This is a genomic window from Pseudomonas sp. W2Oct36, from assembly GCF_041060465.1.
Taxonomy (GTDB): domain Bacteria; phylum Pseudomonadota; class Gammaproteobacteria; order Pseudomonadales; family Pseudomonadaceae; genus Aquipseudomonas; species Aquipseudomonas graminis_B.
In genome coordinates, this window is the sequence record NZ_JAUERW010000002.1 from 241,974 (window position 1) to 263,175 (window position 21,202).

Sequence of the window (21,202 nt, forward strand, 5' to 3'; positions counted from 1 at the left end):
TTTGACGACCCTCATTCGGGGGTGCGCCAAGGTCTTTACGTTTGTGTGGGGAGTTAGCTTGTCTACGCCTGTCGAACCCTTGCGCTTGCTGCTTCTGGCGGACACGCCCGAATGGCCGGCATCGTTGCGCGAGTGCCTGGCGCCGCTCGTAGACGCCGCCGTCCTGGATTGCGCGTCGAGCTGGGAGGCCGTTGGCGATCAAACAGACCTCGCAGCCCCTGGAATCCTTTTCACCACTGAAGCCCTTCAGCCCCCCGCCGGCCAATGCAACTGGCCCACCGTATTGCTTTTTGACACGGAGCCGGACGAAGAGCCCGTCGGCGTCAGTGACTGGCTGGTGCGCGATGCGCTCACTCCGCAGGCTTTGCGCCGTTGTCTGCGTCATGTGCGCGAACGGGGCGTGCTGGAAACCACGCTCAATCGCCTCGCCGAGCAAGACCCTCTCACCGGAATCGCCAACCGCCAGGGCTTTCAGACCCTGTTGGCCGCCCGGCTGGCCGAGTTCGACGGTCGAGGCCTGGCCCTTGGGCATTTGGATCTGGACAACTTCCGCCGCGCCAATGACGCGCTGGGTCACCAGGCAGGCGATCGACTGATCCTGCAAGTGGTGGCGCGGCTGAAAGGCCAACTGGAAGCGTGCGATCAACTGGCACGACTGGGCAGCGATGAATTCGCCCTTCTGATCGACACTCGACGTGCCCCTGAGCGGGCGGAGTCCATTGCCGAGCGCATCACCGAAGCCTTGTCCGAGCCGTATTGGGTCGATGGCGAAAGCCTGTTGATCGGGTGCAGCCTGGGCATCGCCTATGCGCGCATCAATGGCGGCGCCGATCCCTTGATGTGGCATGCGCATATCGCCATGCAGCAGGCCAAAGGCACGCAGGGCTGCACGTTTCACGTCTTCAACGAACGCATCAACCGCAATGCCCGAAGCCTCGCCGACCTGGAAAGCGAGCTGCGCCGCGCCTTGCGTCGCGACGAGCTGGAGCTGCATTACCAACCGCGCCTGTGCCTGAACACCGGGCACATTCTGGGGCTTGAGGCACTGGTGCGCTGGCGCCACGCTGAACGTGGGCTGTTGCCGCCGAGTGAATTCGTGCCATTGGCCGAGCAGAGCGGGCTGATCGTGCCGCTGGGATACTGGGTCATCGCCCGTGCGCTCCGAGACATGCAGGCGTTGCGCGAGAAAGGCGTACCGCCGCTGCACATGGCGATCAACCTTTCATTCCGTCAATTCCAGGACAACCAGTTGCTCGCAACGCTCAGCCGATTGATTGCCGATCGCGGCATTGACGCGCAATGGCTGGAATTTGAACTGACCGAAACGGCGGTCATGCGCCGCAGTGACCTGGTCAGGCAGACCATGGACGCGCTGGGTCGCCTGGGGGTGCGCTTCTCGCTGGACGATTTCGGCACCGGGTTTTCATCCTTCGTGCACCTCAATAGCCTGCCGATCACGCTGCTGAAGATCGACAAGAGCTTTGTCGGTGAAATGGAGCAGCGCGAGGAAAACCGCAAGCTGGTCCACGCCATGATCAACCTGGCCCACAACCTCAGCCTCGAAGTGGTGGCCGAAGGTGTTGAAACCCCTGAGCAACTGGCCTTGCTGCGCAGCTTCAACTGCGATCAGGTCCAAGGGTTTCTCATCAGCCACCCGCTTGCGTTGCCAGAGCTGACGGAGTATCTGGCGATGCATCAGGTGCAGAGAAAGGGACTGCAGGGGACTTGAGGAGCCACGCACGGCCCTACAGGTCTGAGTTCGCCTACCCCATCACCACAACGCCCGTCGCCTCTTTGCGCAGCAGCCGCGCCGTCTTGCGCTCGAATGCCCAGGTCAGTGCGACCGCTGAGCAGAGCAGGCCGATCGCCAGTCCCCACCACACGCCCACCGCGCCCTGGTTCGCCAAAAACCCAAGGCCCCACGCCAACGGCGCGCCGACCACCCAGTAGCTCGCCAGCCCGATCAGGAACGTGGTTTTTGCGTCCTTGAAACCTCGAATGGCACCCATGGCAATGGTCTGCGTGCCGTCGAGAATCTCGAACCAGGCGGCGATGGCCAGCAGCTTCACCGCCAGCTCGACCACTCCCTGGTATTTCGGATCGTTGACGTCCACGAACAACCCGATGACGGCGTGGGGCGCGACCCAGAACAGAATGCCAAACGACAGCATCAGCAGCCCGCCGAAACCAATCCCCATGCGTCCGGCAGTGCGCGCCAGCAGCAGGTTTCCCGCCCCGTAGTGCAAGCCGATGCGCATGGTCACCGCGTAGGAAATCCCGACCGGAACCATGAACGCCATCGACACCGATTGAAGGGCGATCTGGTGCGCGGCCATCTGGGTGCTGCCCATGGCCCCCATGCAGAACGCCGCAAAGGTGAACAGCCCGACTTCCACCGCGTACGTGCCGCCAATGGGCAGGCCCAGGCGCCACAGCTCTTTCAGGCAGCTGCGCGAGAGTTTCATCAGTTCTTTGTGAAGGGGGTACGCCGCGTAGGCGCTGTGATAACGAATGTGAAGTGCGAGGGCCAGGGCCATGGCGTTGGTGACAATGGCCGTGACCAGGCCAATGCCCATCAGGCCCCAGTGCGGCAGGCCGAACAGTCCGTGGATAAAGGCGTAATTGAGCCCGAAGTTGAGCGCCACGCCCACCAGGCTGATCACCATCACGGGTGTGGCGCGCCCCAGCGCACTGGTGAATCCGCGCAGGGCCATGAAGCTCAGAAGGCCGGGCAGCGCCAATGGCAGCGTGATCAGGAATTCACTGGCCATGTGCACGTTGGCTTCATCTTGACCAAACTGCAGCAGAATCGGCTCGAGGTTCCACAGGATCAGCGCGGCAATCAGCGCCATGCCCCATGCCAGCCACAAGCCGGCCTGGGTCAAGCGTGTGACGCCTGCGTGATCGTTCGCGCCCTTGCGGATGGCAGCCAACGTGCCGACCGCGGCCATGACACCCACGCAGAAGAACGACACGAAGTTATAGCTCGCCGCACCCAGCCCGCCACCGGCCAGGGATTCCGGGCCCAGTTTGCCCATCATTACGGTGTCGGTGAACACCATCAGCATGTGCGCCATCTGCGAAGCAATCAGCGGCCCGGCCAGACGCAGGATGATCCACAGTTCTTTGAAGGCGTGCTGGTGCATGGTCTTTGCGCTCGGGTTACGGGTGTTGGCAGGCCGGTCATTGTGGGGATTCAGGCGGGGATGCACAAAGGGATAAATGCGATCTCTCGCATGAGTAAAACTCATCCTGATATTTCTTTAGTAGAGTGATCTCACCTGCCCGACTGCCTGAGGGATACCCGTCGATGTCACGCACCCTTCCGCCACTGTATGCCCTGCGCGCGTTTGAAGCCGCTGCGCGACACAGTTCGTTCACGCGTGCCGCTGAAGAGCTGTCGATCACCCAAAGCGCGGTCAGTCGGCATATCCGCACGCTCGAAGAGCATTTCGCCTGCCGTCTGTTTCGCCGCAACGGTCGCAATCTGCAGCTTACCGAGGCCGCGCGTGAGTTGCTGCCGGGCGTACGGGAAGGTTTTTTGGCCTTGGAGCGAGCCTGCAGCGCGTTGATGGCGGAGGAGGGCATCTTGCGCATGAAGGCTCCATCGACCCTGACCATGCGCTGGTTGCTGGCGCGGCTGAGTCGTTTCCGCCATCTGCAGGTGGGCAACGAAGTCCAGCTGACCAGCGCCTGGATGGACATCGACAGCGTCGACTTCACCCAGGAGCCATTCGATTGCGCGGTGTTGCTCAGCCATGGGCACTTCCCGCCGGAGTGGGAGGCGACCTACCTGTTCCCTGAGCTGCTGATTCCCGTGGGCGCGCCGACGCTGCTGGATGATGAGCCTTGGGATGCCGAGCGACTGGCTGGCGCCGAACTGTTGCATCCCACGCCCGACCGTCGCGACTGGCGCCGATGGCTGGAGCACATGGATTTGTCTGACCGGGTCTCGCTCAAGGGAGGGCAGGTCTTCGACACGCTGGAGCTGGGCATGATTGCGGCGGCCCGGGGTTACGGCGTTTCCATGGGCGATCTGCTGATGGTGGCGGAGGATGTCGCCCAGGGCCGACTGAGCCTGCCTTGGCGCACAGCGGTGGTCAGCGGGGAAAACTACTACCTTGTCTGGCCAAAGACTCGGCCGGGCGGCGAGCGTATGCGGCGGTTGAGTGACTTTTTGCAGGGCGAGGTGCAGGCGATGGAATTGCCGGACGTGACGATTCTGGAGTGAGCCGTAAAGCGCTCGGCCATCGAAAGCGGACGCAGGACAGCCAAAGAGGGGATTAATTCCGTCCTGAAACGATGTAGGACTCAAGTATTTCGTTTGTCCGCCGAAGGTGTATTGCAGAGCCGGTTCACCTCAATCGGCTCATCGATTCCCTCTATTAGAATTCGTCCGAATGGTGTTCCTGAGATCCAGGACGGCCCAGTCGTTCGGCAAGGAGCACCCATGCCTCAGCCTCGCGCCCGAATTGCCTCGCAACTCGGCATTGCCCTGGCCGTTATTCTGGCCGTCGTCATCAGCGGCAGCACGCTGTTTGCCCTGCGCTCACTGGACTCGGCAAATCTGGTCATCCGTGAGGAGCACATGAGCAGCGAAGCCCGGTTGCTCGCCGACCAGTTGAACACCTTCCACAGCACGTTGCGCGACAGCACCCTGCGTCTGAGCGGTCTGTTCGAGAAGCGTTTTTCGGCCGGCCTGAGCCTGCAGGGTGATCAGCAGATTGCGGTCGCGGGCGTGCAGACCCCTGCATTACTGCTCAACGGCAACGCGCTGAACAACGACTTCACTGAAGTCGACGACTTCAAAAACATGACGGCCGGCGTGGCGACGGTCTTCGTTCGCAGCGGCGACGACTTCGTGCGCGTCAGCACGTCCCTGAGCAAGCAGGACGGCTCGCGCGCCCTCGGCACCTCGCTGGATCACAAGCATCCGGCCTACGAAAAGCTGCTGGCCGGGCAGGGATACGTCGGTCGCGCGCTGTTGTTCGACCGTTTGTACATGACGCAGTACAGCCCGGTGCGTGACGCCAGCGGAAAGGTCATCGCCGTGTTGTTCGTCGGCTTCGATTACACCGACGCGCAGAAGGCGCAGTTCGACAACCTGAAAAACTTCCGCATCGGTTCCACCGGTTCGCTGGCGTTGCTTGATGAGCAGAACAAATGGCTGGTGCCGCCTGCGGGCGTGAAGGACCTGGATCAGGCAAGCACCACGCTGGCCGAGTTCGCCAAGACGCCGAGCGTTGGGCGTTTCTGGCAGGACGCCGGTGAAGATTTCTACACCGTCGGCGAGAAGTTTGCCGGCGGCCCGTGGACGGTTCTGGCGACGATGCCCAAGGATGAAATCAGCGCAGTGACCTGGAGCGTCGGCACGCAATTGGCAATTGGCAGCCTTCTGGCGATGTTGATCGCTGTCGGCGCCGCGATCTGGCTGTTGCGCAGCAAGCTACGGCCGCTGTCGGCGCTGGTCAGTCAGGCAGAAGCCCTCGGCGCAGGTGATCTGAGTGCACGTCTGAACATTTCCAGCCATGACGAAATTGGTCAGTTGGCAGGCAGCTTCAACACGATGGGCCAGGCGCTGGAAACCATGGTGTCCCACATTCGCACGGCCGCGCAGGAAGTCAGCACCCGCGCCAACGCACTGTCCGGCTTGTCGGGCGGCGCTTATGACGGAATGGAACAGCAATCCGGCGAAATCACCAGCATGGCCGGTGCAGTGGAGGAGTTCAGCGCCACGGCCCTGACCATCGCCGACAACATGGGCACCACCGAACGCATGGCCCAGGGCAATGCCCAGCAGACGCGCATCGGTCGTACGTCCATGGAGGAAGCATCGGCCTCGCTGGAGCAAATTGCAGGCTCGCTGAGCAGCACCGCGACGGTGATCGATACCTTGGGCCAGCGCTCGCAAGAGATCGGCGGGATTGTCAGCGTCATCACCTCGATCGCCGAGCAGACCAACCTTCTGGCCCTCAACGCCGCGATCGAAGCCGCACGCGCCGGCGAGCAAGGCCGGGGTTTTGCGGTAGTGGCGGATGAAGTTCGCAGCCTGGCATCACGTACGCGCCAGGCCACCGATGAAATCTCCGGAATGATCAGCAGCATCCAGCAAGAGACCAGCAATGCCATCAGCACTATGCAGCAAGGCAACGCGCTGATGCAGGAAGGTCTCGCGCGCAACGCCAAAGTCGCAGCAGCGCTGGCCCAGATCGACGAACAAAGCCGCTCGGCCGGTGAGCAATTCACGTCCATCACCACGGCGACCCAGGAGCAGAGCAACACCGCAACGCTGCTCAGCGCCAACCTGCAAAGCATCGCCCTGGCGAACAGCGAGCAACGCGAAGTCGTGTCGAACCTCGCGATCACCGCTCAAGAGCTGAACGCGGTCGCGTCTGACTTGCAGAAAGAAGTGGATCGGTTTCGGTGAGGCGGGAGAGCTGCCTAGGCGCTTGAGCAAACCCGCCTTGGCATACTTGCTCCATTCAATTGTCAGCACCGCGCTTCCTTTGGAGTAATTCGGTAGCGGCAGCCATCACGTCCTCATGCGAGTGCGTCGGCCCCGAGTCGTCCATGGCTTCACGCACCTTGGCCCTGAACCACTGATCGTAAGCGTCCGGGTGTGCGCCGAGGCCAGCGGGTAGACCGCCTTCGCGGACTACTCGAGTGAGCAAAATACGCACTGCATCGGAAATGGTGAGGCCAAAGTTGGCCAAGGTCTCCGATGCCTGGTTTTTAAGTGCCGGATCAATCCTCACATGCAGCATTGAAGTGAAGATCTTTAGTTCGACGAAGGCCGATACTGCAAAGCCTCAGCAATGTGGCATCGGGCGATTGCGTCCACCTTCTCCAGATCGGCCAGCGTGCGCGCCACTTTCAGCAATCGGTGTGCAGCGCGCAGAGAGAGGTTCAGACGTTCACAAGCATTCTCGAGCCAGGCTTCGTCTTCCGGCAACAGCGCGCAGTGCTGACGCAGTGCGGGCAGATCAAGGAATGCATTGGCGCAGCCCTGGCGTCGTTGTTGGCGCTGTCGGGCTTCGGATACCACCTCCGCTGCGCTGGCGCTTTCACCCTTGCAATCGGGCGTTGCCGCTAAAGACGTGGTTTCACGGGCGACCGTCAGATGCAGGTCAATCCGGTCGAGCAGCGGCCCGGACAGCTTGTTGCGGTAACGCTGAATCTGATCAGTTGAGCAGCGACAGCGCCCGGTCGGCTCGCCGTGATAACCGCACGGGCAGGGGTTCATCGCCGCCACCAGCTGAAAGCGCGCCGGAAAGCGCACCCGATCCCGCGCGCGGGAAATCACGATGTGGCCCGATTCGAGCGGTTCGCGAAGCACCTCCAGCACACGCCGATCAAATTCCGGAAGCTCGTCCAGAAACAGCACGCCGTGGTGCGCGAGGGTGATTTCGCCAGGTTGCGGGCGACTGCCACCGCCGACCAGCGCAGGACCCGACGCCGAGTGATGAGGCTGGCGGAAGGGGCGCTGGGGCCAACTGGTCAGCGGCGCGTGACTGGCGACCGATTGAATCGCCGCCACTTCCAACGCTTCGAGCTCATCCAGCGGCGGCAATAGCCCGGGCAAACGGCTCGCGAGCAGCGTTTTACCGGTGCCGGGAGGGCCGCTGAAAAGCAGGTTATGCGCGCCAGCCGCGGCCACCAGCAACGCGCGTTTGGCAGCGATCTGGCCTTGCACCTCACTCAAGTCGGGATAAGGCTGCGTCTGCAGGATCAGGCCATTGGATTTATAGGGCGAGATAACCGTGTGTCCATTCAGGTGCGACACCAGCTCCAGCAGATGACTGACCGCGATCACCTTCAGGCCTGACGCCAGGCACGCCTCCTCGGCATTCACCGCAGGCACAATCAGCGTGTGTCCGGCTTCCCGCGCAGCAAGCGCCGCCGGGAGCACGCCTTGCACGGGCCGAATCGCCCCCGACAACGCCAGCTCCCCCAGGCACTCAATGCCCTCCAGTGCAAGGGTCGGCACCTGCGCGCTGGCGGCCAGCAAGCCAAGCGCGATGGCAAGATCGAAGCGTCCGCCGTCCTTGGGCAAATCGGCAGGCGCCAGATTCAAGGTGATGCGCCGCGCAGGGAATTCCAGCCGACAGTTGAGGATCGCACTGCGCACCCGATCCTTGCTCTCCTTGACCGCGCCCTCTGGCAGACCCACCAGCGTCAGGCTGGGCAGCCCGTTGGCGAGATGGGTTTCAACGGTCACGGCGGGCGCTTCAACGCCAACTTGGGCCCGGCTCAGAACAATCGCTAGGGACATGTCTTTCCTTGAAGGCAGCACCGCTTCCTGCGGCGAGCTGAAGGATAGTCATTAGCCCGGCGGGTGGGCGAGGGCATGTTTTACGGGCTGTGTCTTAATCGTCTCAGTGCTGTCGAAGTGCGTGTTGCTTTATTGGCAATGTGAATCTAGACTCGCGCCTTAACGAATAACGTTAAGCGTTCGCGATGATTGCAAGCTTCAAATGTAAGGACACTGAATCCCTTTTTCGACAAGGCAAAAGTCGAGTGTGGTCGTCAATTCTTTCGGTCGTAGAGCGCAAGCTGACGATGCTGGATGCCGCTTCTTCCTTGGTGGACCTAAAATCTCCACCGGGCAATCGCCTAGAAGCGCTCATCGGGAATCGCTGCGGGCAGCACAGCATTCGTATCAACGGCCAGTGGCGGATTTGCTTCGTCTGGGGCGCTAATGGTCCAGAGAATGTTGAAATTGTCGATTACCACTGAGGCAACTATGACCAAAAACGGAATGCGACCTGTACATCCCGGTGAAGTTCTCAAAGAAGAGTTCCTCGAACCCTTGGGCCTTGCCTCAGCAGCGCTGGCTCGGGCGCTGAGCGTCTCGACACCCACCGTCAACGATATCGTCCTGCAGCGCAGGGGCGTCAGCGCCGACATGGCGCTACGGCTGGCGGCGTGTTTTGAGACCACCCCGGAGTTCTGGCTGAACTTGCAGCTCACCTACGACCTGCGCAAAGCAGAGATCGAGCGAGGGCAGGCTATCAAGGCCCAGGTTCAGCGCATTGCGCACTGCGCCTGAGCACATTTAGGTTCTGAAGCTCAACCCTGCGGCTCAGCCTCTGATGCTTTCGGCTGTGTCGCCAGCTGCGCTTCCATCTCCGCCATCTTCGCTTCCAGTGCCTCAAGTCGGGCGCGGGTGCGGGCGAGGACGATCATCTGGCTGTCGAATTCTTCCCGGCTGACCAGGTCCAGCTTGCTGAAGCCGCTCTGGAGCAGCGCCTTGAACTGGGTTTCGAATTCGCTGCGTGGAACCGGGGTTTCGCCGTTGAACAGGCGGGAAGCGTGGCCGCTCAGGGCGTCGAGAAAAGCTTTGGGGGCGAGCATGATGAAATTCCAGAATCAGATGGCGCGAGTGTAGCACGCAGCTTTTGGCCCCTTGAGGCAAAGGATGCGCTGCACGCTTTTCGCGCATCGCCTCGGGCACGTGCGCACCGTTGTTGTGCGGTGATGGCAATCGACGACTACCCTAAAGCCTGAATTAACGGTGGAAGGGCCGAAATTCAAGACGATCGATGAGATGGCAAGCTTTCTGCTTAGTGGCTTGTAACCCATGCACTGATGCAGTCGCTGTGACGAATGCAGTGCGGCAGGCGGAGCGGGGAATGTTTCGTCAGAAGCGGTTTTCTGGAGCTGGTCAGGTCTCTTGCGGACACGACGCGTTACAAAGCCAGACACTGCGCTTAGACTTGAGTCGGGTTTGTTTTCCTGGGGCAAGTCCACCAATTCGGGAGAAAGTTTCATGAAGCTAGTCACTGCCATCATCAAGCCGTTCAAGCTGGACGACGTACGCGAGTCGCTGTCCGAAATCGGCGTGCAGGGCATCACAGTCACTGAAGTCAAAGGCTTCGGACGTCAGAAAGGCCACACCGAGCTGTATCGCGGTGCGGAGTATGTAGTCGACTTCCTCCCCAAGGTGAAGATCGATGTTGCGATCGACGACAAGGATCTGGACCGCGTTATCGAAGCGATAACCAAAGCGGCCAACACCGGCAAGATCGGTGACGGAAAGATCTTCGTGGTCAATCTGGAACAGGCCATCCGCATCCGTACCGGCGAAACCGATACCGACGCAATCTAAGCCGCCAAACCCCAACGCCCCAGGAGAAAACAATATGACTCTGCGTCAATTCGCAGGGCTAGGAGCCCTGTTGTCCCTCGTAACCCCTGGCTTGGCCATGGCGGCAGACGAAGTGGCAGCCCCCGTACTCAATTCCGGCGACACCGCCTGGATGCTGACCTCCACCGCGCTGGTGCTGTTCATGACCATCCCGGGCCTGGCTCTGTTCTACGGCGGCATGGTCCGCTCCAAAAACATTCTTTCCGTGATGATGCAGTGCTTCGCCATTACCGGCCTGATCAGCATCCTGTGGGTCGTCTACGGCTACAGCATGGCGTTCGACACCACCGGGATGGAAGCCAACGTCGTCAACTTCAACTCCTTCGTCGGCGGTCTGTCGAAGGCGTTCCTGGCAGGCATCACACCTGCGAGCATTACAGGCCCTGCGGCACTGTTCCCGGAAGCCGTCTTCGTGACCTTCCAGATGACCTTCGCCATCATCACCCCGGCCCTGATCGTCGGCGCTTTCGCAGAACGCATGAAGTTCTCCGCGATGCTGATCTTCATGGCCATCTGGTTCACCCTGGTTTATGCGCCGATTGCACACATGGTCTGGAGCGGCGTAGGTGGTCTGTTGTGGGACTGGGGCGTGCTCGACTTCGCGGGCGGCACCGTCGTTCACATCAACGCCGGTGTGGCTGGCCTGGTAGCGTGCCTGGTGCTCGGCAAGCGTAAAGGTTTCCCGACCACCCCGATGGCTCCGCACAATCTGGGTTACACCCTGATAGGCGCGGCCATGCTCTGGGTCGGCTGGTTCGGCTTCAACGCAGGTTCCGCGGCTGCGGCAAACGGCACCGCCGGTATGGCCATGCTGGTCACCCAGATCGCTACCGCTGCTGCAGCGCTGGGCTGGATGTTCGCCGAATGGCTGACCCACGGTAAGCCAAGCGCTCTGGGCATCGCCTCGGGTGTGGTTGCCGGTCTGGTTGCTGTGACCCCAGCTGCCGGCACTGTCGGCCCGATGGGCGGCCTGATCATCGGTCTGGCGGCAGGCGTGGTCTGCTTCTTCTGCGCCACCAGCCTGAAACGCAAACTGGGCTACGACGACTCCCTGGATGCCTTCGGCGTTCACGGTATCGGCGGTATCCTCGGCGCGATCCTGACCGGCGTGTTTGCAGCCCCTTCGCTGGGCGGCTTCGGCACCGTGACCGACATCGCGGCACAAGTCTGGATTCAGTGTAAAGGCGTCGGCTTCACGGTCATCTATACCGCGATCGTGACCTTCATCATCCTCAAGGTGCTCGACATGGTCATGGGCCTGCGTGTCACCGAAGAAGAAGAAGCGGTCGGCCTGGATCTGGCGCAACATAACGAACGTGGTTACAACTTGTAATCCACCCATGAAAAAATGCCCGGGTCTCCGGGCATTTTTTTGTCTGGCGTTTGTCGATAGGGATGTCCGCACAGGGAGCAGGCTTTCCAGCCAGGAACATCCGCTGCAATGTGCGGCCAATCCTGACGTTTCTGGACGCTTCCGAGGGCATAAATGCCCTTGTTCAGCGCTCGTGAAAATCGTCGCTCATTACGCACTTTGTTTTTTTTTCCAGCGCGTTAGAATGCGCGCCGAAGGGCGGAGAACGGTATGTGGCAACAGACCTTGATCACGCTGCGGGCAAGGCCTCGTGGTTTCCATCTGGTGACGGACGAGATCGTCGCGGGGCTTCGCGAGTTACGCGAATGCCGCATCGGCCTGCTGCATGTCTGGTTGCAACACACCTTGGCCTCGTTGACCGTCAACGAGAACGCAGATCCGGCGGTACGTCGCGATTTCGAGCGTTTTTTCAGCCGTCTGGTGCCTCAGGGGCGCGACGGCTACGAGCATGACGACGAAGGGCCCGACGATCTGCCTGCGCACTTCAAAGCCAGTCTGCTTGGCTGCCAGCTGACCTTACCGGTTACAAATGGACGGCTGGCGCTGGGCACATGGCAAGGTATTTATCTGGGCGAGCACCGTGATGCAGGCGGTGCGCGTAAAGTCCTCGTCACGCTTCAGGGTGAGGGGCACGACCGCTGAAAATACGCGGTAGTTGAATTTTTTCCGGCTGTCCAAGAAATCAAGCCCGGCTGGGCTATAACTAATCTGCTTTCGCAAGTCATGAGGTAGAACATGAGCGACGACGACATCGAAGAAGGTCTGGAAGACGAGCTGGAAGAAGGGGAGGACGGTGAGGGGCTTGCAGCGGCTTCCGATGAAGATGTAGTGGAGGTCGACGACAGCGCTGAAGTCTCTGCGACTCCGGCCAAAGGCAAGGCCAAGGCCGCCGTCTCCGTTGACGAACTGCCCAGCGTGGAAGCCAAGAACAAAGAGCGTGATGCTCTGGCTCGCGCGATGGAGGAGTTCCTGGCTCGTGGTGGCAAGGTCGTGGAAGTGGAGGCCAACGTGGTCGCCGATCCGCCCAAGAAGCCCGACAACAAGTACGGCAGCCGCCCTATTTAAGGGACTGGTTGTGCGCTTGATGAAAAACCCGCTGTCGCTGCGGGTTTTTTATTGCCTGCGATTCAGGCCGCTGAGGCCAAAGGGCCGGTTTGACGCGCTGGAAGCGCGAATCAACCCCAGCGCGCCAGCACCTCTGGCAACTGCGTCAGGCTACTGATCTCGCCATCCGGCGCTTTTTCAGCTTCCCATACTTTGCCGCCGGGGTTGTACCAGATCGCCCGCATGCCGGCCTGCTGAGCACCGGCGATGTCGTCGCCCGGATGATCGCCGACGTGCACGGCCTGGCGGGCTTCGGCATTGCCGCGTTTCAGCGCTTCAACGAAAGGCGCAGGGTCGGGTTTGCCGATGCCCAGATCTTCGGCGCACAGCGCGAAGGCGAAATAATCAGCCAGGCCGAGGCGGCGGACGTCGGCATTGCCGTTGGTCACGACACCCAGCGTGTAAGACTTGGTCAGGATCTCCAGCGTCGGCACCACTTCAGGGAAGATGTCCAACTGATGCCGCCCGTGAAGGAACACTTCAAAGCTCTGGTCCGCCAGCTCGTGGGCTTCGGCATGGCCATACCCGGCATCTTCAAGGGCGTGAAACAGCACCGTACGGCGTAACGCACTGATCCGGTGTTTGAACGTCGGATCCTCTTCGATGAGTCGCGAGCGGATTTCCCACAGATGCTCGACCGGAACCGGCCCGAGTTTTGGCGCGTTGGCAGCCAGCCAGTCACGCAGCTTGGCTTCGGCACTGACAATCGCCGGTGCGGTTTCCCACAGCGTGTCGTCCAGATCGAAGGTGATCAGCTTAATGCTCATTGTCGGCGTTACCTTTGCGCTTGGCCCGTGGATGGGCGCTGTCGTACACCGTGGCCAGATGCTGGAAATCCAGATGGGTGTAGATCTGAGTGGTGGCGATGTCGGCGTGGCCCAGCAGTTCCTGCACGGCGCGCAGGTCCTGGGACGACTCCAGCAAGTGACTGGCGAATGAATGGCGAAGCATGTGCGGGTGCAGGTTCTGGCCCAGCTCGCGCTCGCCAGCCGCCTTGACCCGCAGTTGGATCGAACGCGGCCCCAGACGGCGGCCTTGTTGGCTGACGAACACCGCATCGTCCTGCGGATTGGCGAGCGCACGCTGCTTGAGCCACTCCTCCAGCGCTTCCCGGGCTTTTCTGCCGACTGGCAAAACCCGGGTTTTGCTGCCTTTGCCGAGGACCTGCACAAGACCGTCCGCCAGATCCAGGTCTGCACAGTTCAGCCCGGTCAACTCGGACAGGCGCAGGCCTGACGAATAGAACAGCTCAAGGATGGCCTGATCACGCCGGGCCAGAAAATCGTCTTCGACCCCGCCTTCAAGCAGTTGCAGGGCGCGGTCGGCGTCGAGGGTTTTCGGCAAGCGCCGCTCGCCCTTGGGCGGTGACAGGCCATTGGCCGGATCGTGATCGCAAAGGCCTTCGCGGTTGAGAAAGTGATAAAAGCCGCGAACGGCTGACAGCAATCTGGCCAGGCTGCGCGAGGACTGACCCTGCTGGTGAAGGCGAGCGACAAGGCCGCGCATGGCCTGAATATCCAGGGCTTTCCAGCTGTCGATGTGCTGCTTTTCGCAGAACGCCAGGACCTTGTTCAGGTCGCGGCGATAGGCTTCAAGCGTATCGCTCGACACTTGGCGCTCACTGCGCAGGTGCGTGCAGTAAGCGTCCAGTTGCCGCTCCATGACTAGCGAACCGACCGCAGCGAATTGGTGAAGCGTGGCAGCAGGCGGCTGAGCACGTCGGCGATGTAACCGAGAAACAGCGTGCCGACCGAGCTTTTGTAATGCTGCGGATCACGGCTGCCGATGGCCAGAACGCCGTGCAGGCCCTGGTGGTTGAGGGCGGCCAGGGCGGTTGAGCCCACTTCCTTGCTTTGCTCGCTGCCGAACAGAAACTCGAGTTCATGCTCACGCAGCGCGCCACACAGGGTCTTGCCGCCGGACATCAGCCCACCGATGGCTTTCTGCGCGTCGGCGGCGCTGACCCAGCGGCCGACGGTCATCGGGTTGTCGCTGAACAGGATAAGGCTGACGAAGGGCACCTGAAACTCTTGGCGCAGGCTGTCTTCCACGCAAATGACGATCTCTTCCAGACTGGTGGCATCCATCAGATCGAGAATCAGCCGGCGGGTTTTTTCAAACAGCCGGTCGTTGTCCCGGGCCACGTCCATCAGTTGCGAAAGCCGGTGACGCATCTCGATGTTGCGCTCGCGCAGCAGTTTGAGCTGGCGTTCGACCAGCGAGACGGTATCGCCCCGTTGATGCGGAACGCGCATCATCGCCAGCAGCTCGTCGTGCTCGGCGAAGAAATCAGGGTGCTGTTGCAGCCAGGCCGCGACCGCCTCGGCTTCAAGGGCGGGCACCGCGTTCTCGGCAGGGGGCTGGCCGGGCGTGTCGTTTGAAGTCTGAGGCTGGTCGGTCATTGGATACTCTCACTCATAGACGTACTTGGCCTTCGTAAACCCGGACAGCCGGGCCAGTCATCATCACCGGATGGCCGGGGCCTGCCCACTCGATGGACAGGCGTCCGCCCGGCAGGTCGATCAGCATCGGCGAATCCATCCAGCCCTGAGTAATGGCTGCGACCGCTGCCGCGCAGGCCCCGGTGCCGCAGGCCTGGGTTTCCCCGGCGCCTCGCTCCCACACCCGCAGTTGCGCGCGCTGACGGTCGACGACGTGGAGAAAGCCCACGTTCACCCGGGCCGGAAAGCGCGGATGGTTCTCGATCTTCGGACCCAGCACATGCACGGGCGCGTTGTTGATGTCATAGACGCGTAGCACAGCGTGGGGGTTGCCCATGGACACGGCGGCCAGCTCGACGGTCTCGCTATCGACATCAAGCGAATAAGAGGCGGCCTGCTCCGGCGCATCGAACGGGATATCCGCCGGCACCAGACGCGGCGCGCCCATATCCACGCTGATCTGGCCGTCGTTGCGGATGTCCAGCTCGATGATGCCGCTCTTGGTTTCGACGCGGATCTGCTTTTTGGCCGTCAGCCGCTTGTCCAGCACGAACCGGGCGAAGCAGCGCGCACCGTTGCCGCATTGCTCCACTTCGGAGCCGTCGGAATTGAAAATCCGGTAGCGGAAGTCCACGTCCGGATTGTTCGGTGCCTCGACCAGCAGCAGCTGATCGAAACCGATACCGGTGTGGCGATCGCCCCATTGCTTGGCGTGCTTGGGCAAAATGTGCGCGTGTTGGCTTACAAGGTCCAGCACCATGAAATCATTGCCCAGGCCATGCATCTTGGTAAAACGCAGCAGCATGGGATTACTCCGGCAGCAGGCTTTCGCCGGCAAACAGCTCAGTCACGGTTTCACGGCGACGCACTTCGAAGGCTTGCTCGCCATCCACAAGCACCTCGGCCGTACGCCCGCGGGTGTTGTAGTTGGAGCTCATCACGAAGCCATAGGCGCCGGCAGAGTGCACCGCCAGCAGATCGCCTTCAGCCAGTGCGAGTTCGCGCTCCTTGGCAAGGAAATCCCCGGTTTCACAGATAGGGCCGACGATGTCGTAGGTGCGTTTGGCGCCGTCACGGGGCTTGACCGCCGTTACGTCCATCCACGCCTGGTACAGCGCCGGACGGATCAGGTCGTTCATGGCGGCGTCGACGATGGCGAAGTCTTTGTGCTCGGTGTGCTTGAGGTACTCGACGCGGGTCACCAGCACGCCGGCATTGGCGACGATGAAGCGCCCGGGCTCGAACATCAGCGCCAGATCGCGGCCATTGAGGCGTTCACGCACGGCCTTGATGTAATCGCTCGCAAGGGGCGGCTCTTCGTCGCGATAACGCACACCCAGGCCGCCGCCCAGGTCGATATGCTTCAGCAGAATGCCGCAATCGCCCAGCCGGTCGACCAGGTCGAGCAAGCGATCCAGGGCATCAACGAAAGGCGAGAGCGTGGTCAGCTGTGAGCCAATGTGGCAGTCAACGCCGATAACGTCGAGATTCGGCAGCTGCGCGGCGCGGATGTAAACGTCTTCAGCGTCCGCGATGGCGATGCCGAACTTGTTTTCCTTGAGGCCGGTGGAGATGTAGGGGTGGGTGCCGGCGTCGACGTCCGGGTTGACGCGCAACGAAACCGGAGCGCGCACGCCCATTTCGGCGGCGACGACTTGCAGGCGTTCGAGCTCGTCGGTGGATTCGACGTTGAAGCAGTGCACGCCGACTTCCAGCGCTCGGCGCATGTCATCACGGGTCTTGCCGACGCCAGAGAAGACAATCTTGTCGGCCTGACCGCCTGCCGCCAGTACACGTTCCAGTTCTCCACGGGAAACGATGTCGAAACCGGCGCCCAAGCGTGCCAGGACGTTGAGAACGCCCAGGTTGGAGTTCGCTTTGACCGCAAAGCAGACCAGATGCGGCATGCCGCTCAGGGCATCAGCGTAGGCGCGGTACTGCGCCTCGATGTGCGCGCGGGAATAGACGTATGTCGGCGTGCCGAAGCGTTCGGCGATGGCAGACAACGCCACTCCCTCCGCGAACAGCTCACCGTCGCGGTAGTTGAAGGCGTCCATGACTGATTCCTAGTAGGTCGAAGTCTGATGCTTGTGCGAGTGCGACTTGGTCTGGCTGGTGCCGTCGGACGAGTCGTCGTCGGGCAGATACAGTGGACCTTTCTGGCCGCAGGCAGAGACCAGACACGCAACTGCAAGCAGTGCGGCCAGGGAGGAAATCAGGCGCTTCATGGCGAAATCCTTTGTATAAGCATTAATTGCGCCCGAGTATACCGACCACCCGACAGATTGCCTATGCGCTGGAGTTCCCGTCCGGCGGGGGTTTGACGCCGCTGCGCAATTAATCTGCGCAGCGCGCACGGATTTCTGACGCAGCCTGCGGTAAAGCGACCCGTTCGGTGCCTTGCCGGCCAAAGCGGCTCCCGCAATGGCACTTGGGCGGGTAGGCTTTGCATTTGCCGGGGAGCGACCGTATCGTGCGTCGCTGCGCCATCCGCTGACACTTTTGAGGTTCATGCAATGAGTTTGACCGAAGCCCGTTTTCACGACCTGGTCGATGCCACCCAAGAAAAGCTCCAGGACATTTTCGACGAGAGCGGTCTGGATCTTGACCTTGAGAGTTCCGCCGGTGTGCTGACCGTTAAGTTCGAAAACGGCTCGCAGTTCATTTTCAGCCGTCAGGAGCCGTTGCGTCAGCTGTGGCTGGCGGCGGCGTCGGGTGGTTTTCACTTTGACTACGACGAAGAAGCGAAGCACTGGATCTGCGACAAGAGCGAAGAGCTGTTGAGCGAGATGCTCTATCGACTGGCGAAGCAGCAGGCCGGCGAAGAGATCGACTTCGACGCCCTCGACGGCAACGATGGCAACCGCCAGTGACCATTAACGCAACGCCGGTCAAACCGCCAAAACCGCTGTTCAGCAACGTCAGCCCGGCTGTGCCGTCGCCGTGCATCAGCATCTGCCGGCTCGACGAAGACAAAGTCTGCACGGGGTGTCAGCGCCACGTCGAAGACATTCGCGAGTGGCGGGCGGCGACCGACGAGCGCCGGCGCGAGATCGTGCGGCAGGCAGATCAGCGGCGGAGTACCCATTGCGTCGCACGCTGAGCCCTCTGTAGCGCGCCAGCAGCCATCACAGCTCATCCAGCGCGGCATTCAGTGACCGTTCCAGTTCGGCCTTGTAGCGCAGGAACAGGATGGTCTGCCCGCGCGTGTCTCTCAGTATCCCGGACAGGTCCAGGTCGGTGATGTAGCAGCGGTAACGTTGCGGCTCGCGGCGCTGCTCGAGAATCCGCCGCGCCACGACGCTGAACAACTGGTCCCCATGCTCCAGCTCGGAGAACTCCGTCCCGTCGCAATACAGCGTGACGCTGACCTGACCGGGGGATGCCTCCTCGATGATCGCCTGCACATCAAAAAACGATGGGTCGCTGAGCATCGTTGGCGTCGGGCGATGCTCAACGCGGCGGGCTCGGCCTGATCCATCGGGGGTTAGGCGGTAATACAAAGCCTCCAGCGGCGTTGACTCCAGGGGGTTGTCCAGTGGCAGCAACGCCACGCGCCGGTACACCAGCGATTGAAAAAAGCGCTGCAGCGGCACCAGCAGGCTGGACTCAGTGTGATAAGGCACCTGCTGATGCCAGAATGCATTGCGCTCATCGAGCACGTACAGGTCGGCATTCGGCTCGTTGATCCGGTAGAACACCTGAATGCACTCAGGCTGGCCGTACGGGATGAACAGCGACAGGTCCGAGTCGTCCAGTGCCTGGGGATCCAGATGAATCGGGCTGTAGGCGGAAAGCTCTTCCCCCAGATAACTGAACAGCGCCGGCAGGTGTTCCAGCGTGACATGACTGACTCGGCCGGGGATCATTTCCAGGACGTGATACCGCTGCTCGACCTGGATGAGATAGCGGTGATTCAGGCGCCGGTCCAGCAGCAGTTGCGCGGTGCCGATGAGCTCCTCCACGCGCTGGGCGATGGCCTGCGCGCGGTTGTGGCAAAAGCAGCGCACGCGAATGACAGGCCTGGCGGACTTTTCCGGCAGGCCGTTGAACAATTCTGTCAGGCAGTCCAGCAGCGCATAGGGGCCGTCGAAGCGGTTGACCAGCACCTCGTTCCAGCTGTTGAGCGTGATCTGGTCAAACGTCAGCACCAGATTTTCGCGCACACCGGCATAGCTCAGCGAGTCCGTTCGCTCGGTGGTCATCAGGATGTTCAGGTCCTTGTGGTGCCTGAGCGGATCGACGCCCACGTTGATCAACAGCAAAATCTCACGGGGCACGCTTGGGCTCAGCAGCACCTCTTCCTCGACCATGCCCGGCGGCGGCGCGATGCTCTGCTGTAGCGCGCCTTGCAGATTGAACAGCTCGAACTCGGTCAGATCGCTGATCCCGGGGTGCAGCGCCAGGCGCGTGCTGCTGTCGATGACGTTGTTGCGGTGGCACCACGTGAGCAATTCCAGCAACTCGCGACTGCGCTTGATCGGCGCAAACGTCTCCAGCTCGTGGGCACTCAGACTGCCGTTATAGAGACACCACTGGTGCCTGCCGGGCTCGCGCTTGTTCGGCAGCTGCGCCAGCGTCAAGGTGTCTTCCGCCAGATCCGGCGCAATGCCCGGATTGAGAAATTCCACTTTGCCGGCTTTGCGTTCAAAGGCTGCGTACAGGCGTCGCCCGAGCACATTCAAGTCGCGCTTGTTGATCGAATTGACGGCCTTTTGCGCGCGCGCGAACTGGGTCAGGAAGCGGTAACTGAAGTTGAGCTCGCCGACCAGTGCGCGGCGCTCGCTGGCGACCTGACGCACTTTCCACTGACTGCGGCTGTCGAGCAGCGCCAACTGGCGCTCGTCCCAATGCCACTCACTGACCAGCCGCTCCAGCAGCAGGCGCTGCCAACTGTTGCTGCGGTGGCGAGTGGACCCGATGAGTTTCTTGTTCACCTTCAGGTACAAACTGCGGCGTACCAGCTCCAGCCGCTCGGGTTCGCCCCTCGCGAGCAGGTATTCCTCAATGCGCCGGTACACCATCACGTAGGGGTCCAGCTCGTCGAGGTCGGCGCAGTTGGCAAACACGGCTTTTTTGAAGCGCATGCTCAGGCACTGCACCTGCGGGTGTTCGCTGGCGTAAACCTCGGTGAGCAGCAGCTTGAGCACGGATTTGTAGGGTGATTCGATGCCTTTGAACAACTGCCACAGCCCTGCGCCGATGAATTCGCCCGGCGGGATGCGCGACATATTACCGAGGTCCAACACCTCGTCAGCGCGAATAAAGCGTTTCGACAGCAGGGTATGGGTGTATTCGGCGTAGCGTGTTTCCTCATAGACCGGCACCAGCCACCACATCGGGGTGCGCCCGGCCATCCAGATGGCGGTGCGATAAAACTCGTCGAGCAGCAAGTAATGCTGCGTCGTGCCGCAGTCTTCTCCACTCAGCTGTGCGTCGCGCTCGCCGACGACAAAACGCTCCGGATCGACGAGAAAGAAATGCGCCTCGGCACCCATGCTCGCCGCCCAGCTTTCCAAGGACTGGCACTTCTTGCGAAGTTCCTGCATGTCGTCTGCCGACAGCAGCGGGTCGTGGCAGATCCACACGTCCATGTCGCTCTGGTCGGCCTGGGCGAGGGTGCCAAGGCTACCCATCAGGAAGATGCCGTGAATCGGCTGCGGTGGATTCACCCGGCGTGGTTTGTAGGAGAACGACCGCGTCAGCCGTTGCGCTTCAGCGAGGGCCTGTGCGTCGGGCTCGTAATGGGAAACGCCGGCGGGGGTCGAGCCCGACACATAGCCTGGCAACAGAGGATGATTGACGTGGAAAAACAGCGGCAGCAGCGAAAGCACGCTTTGCTGGCGCGTCGACAGGCCTTCGTAGGCGCGCGCCAGTCGACTCTCGCTCAGGGCCAGGAAGCGGCTGCGTAACTGAGCGAGGACCTTGCGATCAATGCCCTCATCCAGATCCGGGCGAATTTCGGAACTACGCGTCATCGCGACTCGAAGCCGGCGGGCGGCACTGCATGAAGTGAAGGTGTAGCGATAATCAAGACAGCGGCGTCGGGCCTGCGCGGCTCGACTGAGCGTCTTTTTTATGGCGCCATTATTTTATCGGCGCAGCATCGTTGAAATGGAGGATTCGCGAAACCTTTAT

Annotated in this window: 22 protein-coding genes; 11 read left to right on the forward strand and 11 right to left on the reverse strand. The window is 61.4% G+C overall.

Annotated elements, in window-relative coordinates; translation table 11 throughout:
• Positions 1 to 58 precede the first annotated feature (58 nt).
• Complete coding sequence (locus QWI18_RS03830) at positions 59 to 1,729, forward strand: putative bifunctional diguanylate cyclase/phosphodiesterase (RefSeq protein ID WP_369318248.1); 1,671 nt, start codon at positions 59 to 61, stop codon at positions 1,727 to 1,729.
• 34 nt (positions 1,730 to 1,763) lie between these two features.
• Here QWI18_RS03830 and QWI18_RS03835 read toward each other — a convergent pair whose 3' ends face one another.
• Positions 1,764 to 3,146: a NorM family multidrug efflux MATE transporter gene (locus QWI18_RS03835; protein ID WP_192130671.1), complete on the reverse strand. Its 1,383-nt coding sequence runs from the start codon at positions 3,144 to 3,146 to the stop codon at positions 1,764 to 1,766.
• A 164-nt stretch (positions 3,147 to 3,310) separates the two neighbouring features.
• On the opposite strand from QWI18_RS03835, the gene QWI18_RS03840 reads away from it, so the two are divergent.
• Positions 3,311 to 4,231, forward strand: a complete 921-nt coding sequence (locus QWI18_RS03840; RefSeq protein WP_192130672.1) for a LysR substrate-binding domain-containing protein — start codon at positions 3,311 to 3,313, stop codon at positions 4,229 to 4,231.
• Positions 4,232 to 4,450: 219 nt separating this feature from the next.
• The gene (locus QWI18_RS03845; protein WP_192130673.1) at positions 4,451 to 6,427 is read left to right on the forward strand and encodes a methyl-accepting chemotaxis protein; all 1,977 of its coding nucleotides are present in this window, start codon (positions 4,451 to 4,453) and stop codon (positions 6,425 to 6,427) included.
• 55 nt (positions 6,428 to 6,482) lie between these two features.
• Here QWI18_RS03845 and QWI18_RS03850 read toward each other — a convergent pair whose 3' ends face one another.
• Together QWI18_RS03850 and QWI18_RS03855 are read right to left on the reverse strand one after the other, a co-directional pair.
• Positions 6,483 to 6,764 (reverse strand): type II toxin-antitoxin system RelB/DinJ family antitoxin, encoded by a 282-nt coding sequence (locus QWI18_RS03850; RefSeq protein ID WP_192130674.1) that lies wholly within the window; start codon positions 6,762 to 6,764, stop codon positions 6,483 to 6,485.
• A gap of 14 nt (positions 6,765 to 6,778) precedes the next feature.
• On the reverse strand, positions 6,779 to 8,272 hold the full coding sequence (locus QWI18_RS03855; RefSeq protein WP_192130675.1) for a YifB family Mg chelatase-like AAA ATPase: 1,494 nt from the start codon (positions 8,270 to 8,272) through the stop codon (positions 6,779 to 6,781).
• A 185-nt stretch (positions 8,273 to 8,457) separates the two neighbouring features.
• Between QWI18_RS03855 and QWI18_RS03860 the strand changes: the two genes are divergently transcribed.
• On the forward strand, positions 8,458 to 8,736 hold the full coding sequence (locus QWI18_RS03860) for a type II toxin-antitoxin system RelE/ParE family toxin (protein WP_192130676.1): 279 nt from the start codon (positions 8,458 to 8,460) through the stop codon (positions 8,734 to 8,736).
• Positions 8,737 to 8,743: 7 nt separating this feature from the next.
• Complete coding sequence (locus tag QWI18_RS03865) at positions 8,744 to 9,049, forward strand: HigA family addiction module antitoxin (protein WP_192130677.1); 306 nt, start codon at positions 8,744 to 8,746, stop codon at positions 9,047 to 9,049.
• Positions 9,050 to 9,069: 20 nt separating this feature from the next.
• Here the strand turns inward: QWI18_RS03865 and QWI18_RS03870 are convergent, their stop codons facing one another.
• A complete protein-coding gene (locus QWI18_RS03870) occupies positions 9,070 to 9,354 on the reverse strand; it encodes an accessory factor UbiK family protein (protein WP_192130678.1) in 285 nt (94 codons plus the stop codon).
• A 415-nt stretch (positions 9,355 to 9,769) separates the two neighbouring features.
• On the opposite strand from QWI18_RS03870, the gene glnK reads away from it, so the two are divergent.
• The 4 genes from glnK (at position 9,770) to QWI18_RS03890 (ending at position 12,584) form a co-directional block, all read left to right on the forward strand.
• Positions 9,770 to 10,108, forward strand: coding sequence for a P-II family nitrogen regulator (gene glnK, locus QWI18_RS03875; RefSeq protein ID WP_002555808.1), 339 nt, complete (start codon positions 9,770 to 9,772; stop codon positions 10,106 to 10,108).
• Between the two features lie 34 nt (positions 10,109 to 10,142).
• Positions 10,143 to 11,480 carry an ammonium transporter gene (locus tag QWI18_RS03880; protein WP_065987505.1) on the forward strand — a complete coding sequence of 446 codons (1,338 nt, stop codon included), beginning with the start codon at positions 10,143 to 10,145 and terminating at the stop codon, positions 11,478 to 11,480.
• 249 nt (positions 11,481 to 11,729) lie between these two features.
• Positions 11,730 to 12,161: a secondary thiamine-phosphate synthase enzyme YjbQ gene (locus tag QWI18_RS03885; protein WP_369318249.1), complete on the forward strand. Its 432-nt coding sequence runs from the start codon at positions 11,730 to 11,732 to the stop codon at positions 12,159 to 12,161.
• Between the two features lie 93 nt (positions 12,162 to 12,254).
• Complete coding sequence (locus QWI18_RS03890; RefSeq protein WP_065987503.1) at positions 12,255 to 12,584, forward strand: hypothetical protein; 330 nt, start codon at positions 12,255 to 12,257, stop codon at positions 12,582 to 12,584.
• A 110-nt stretch (positions 12,585 to 12,694) separates the two neighbouring features.
• On the opposite strand, the gene QWI18_RS03895 is transcribed toward QWI18_RS03890, so the two are convergent.
• Genes QWI18_RS03895 through QWI18_RS03920 form a run of 6 tightly spaced genes read right to left on the reverse strand, consistent with a single transcriptional unit; the run spans position 12,695 to position 17,292 of the window.
• Positions 12,695 to 13,390 carry an HAD family hydrolase gene (locus tag QWI18_RS03895; protein WP_192130680.1) on the reverse strand — a complete coding sequence of 232 codons (696 nt, stop codon included), beginning with the start codon at positions 13,388 to 13,390 and terminating at the stop codon, positions 12,695 to 12,697.
• Positions 13,380 to 14,285, reverse strand: a complete 906-nt coding sequence (xerC, locus tag QWI18_RS03900) for a tyrosine recombinase XerC (protein ID WP_369318250.1) — start codon at positions 14,283 to 14,285, stop codon at positions 13,380 to 13,382. The genes QWI18_RS03895 and xerC overlap by 11 nt, the downstream gene beginning before the upstream one ends.
• 2 nt (positions 14,286 to 14,287) lie before the next feature.
• Positions 14,288 to 15,025 (reverse strand): DUF484 family protein, encoded by a 738-nt coding sequence (locus QWI18_RS03905; RefSeq protein ID WP_192130681.1) that lies wholly within the window; start codon positions 15,023 to 15,025, stop codon positions 14,288 to 14,290.
• A 13-nt stretch (positions 15,026 to 15,038) separates the two neighbouring features.
• Positions 15,039 to 15,869, reverse strand: a complete 831-nt coding sequence (dapF, locus tag QWI18_RS03910; RefSeq protein ID WP_192130682.1) for a diaminopimelate epimerase — start codon at positions 15,867 to 15,869, stop codon at positions 15,039 to 15,041.
• A gap of 4 nt (positions 15,870 to 15,873) precedes the next feature.
• Positions 15,874 to 17,121, reverse strand: a complete 1,248-nt coding sequence (gene lysA / locus QWI18_RS03915; RefSeq protein ID WP_369318251.1) for a diaminopimelate decarboxylase — start codon at positions 17,119 to 17,121, stop codon at positions 15,874 to 15,876.
• Positions 17,122 to 17,130: 9 nt separating this feature from the next.
• Positions 17,131 to 17,292: a lipoprotein gene (locus QWI18_RS03920; protein WP_083233039.1), complete on the reverse strand. Its 162-nt coding sequence runs from the start codon at positions 17,290 to 17,292 to the stop codon at positions 17,131 to 17,133.
• A gap of 288 nt (positions 17,293 to 17,580) precedes the next feature.
• Between QWI18_RS03920 and cyaY the strand changes: the two genes are divergently transcribed.
• Together cyaY and QWI18_RS03930 are read left to right on the forward strand one after the other, a co-directional pair.
• On the forward strand, positions 17,581 to 17,937 hold the full coding sequence (gene cyaY, locus QWI18_RS03925) for an iron donor protein CyaY (RefSeq protein WP_065987497.1): 357 nt from the start codon (positions 17,581 to 17,583) through the stop codon (positions 17,935 to 17,937).
• A 2-nt stretch (positions 17,938 to 17,939) separates the two neighbouring features.
• On the forward strand, positions 17,940 to 18,167 hold the full coding sequence (locus QWI18_RS03930) for a DUF1289 domain-containing protein (protein WP_296309251.1): 228 nt from the start codon (positions 17,940 to 17,942) through the stop codon (positions 18,165 to 18,167).
• Between the two features lie 25 nt (positions 18,168 to 18,192).
• Here the strand turns inward: QWI18_RS03930 and QWI18_RS03935 are convergent, their stop codons facing one another.
• On the reverse strand, positions 18,193 to 21,042 hold the full coding sequence (locus tag QWI18_RS03935; protein WP_369318252.1) for a class I adenylate cyclase: 2,850 nt from the start codon (positions 21,040 to 21,042) through the stop codon (positions 18,193 to 18,195).
• Positions 21,043 to 21,202 lie beyond the last annotated feature (160 nt).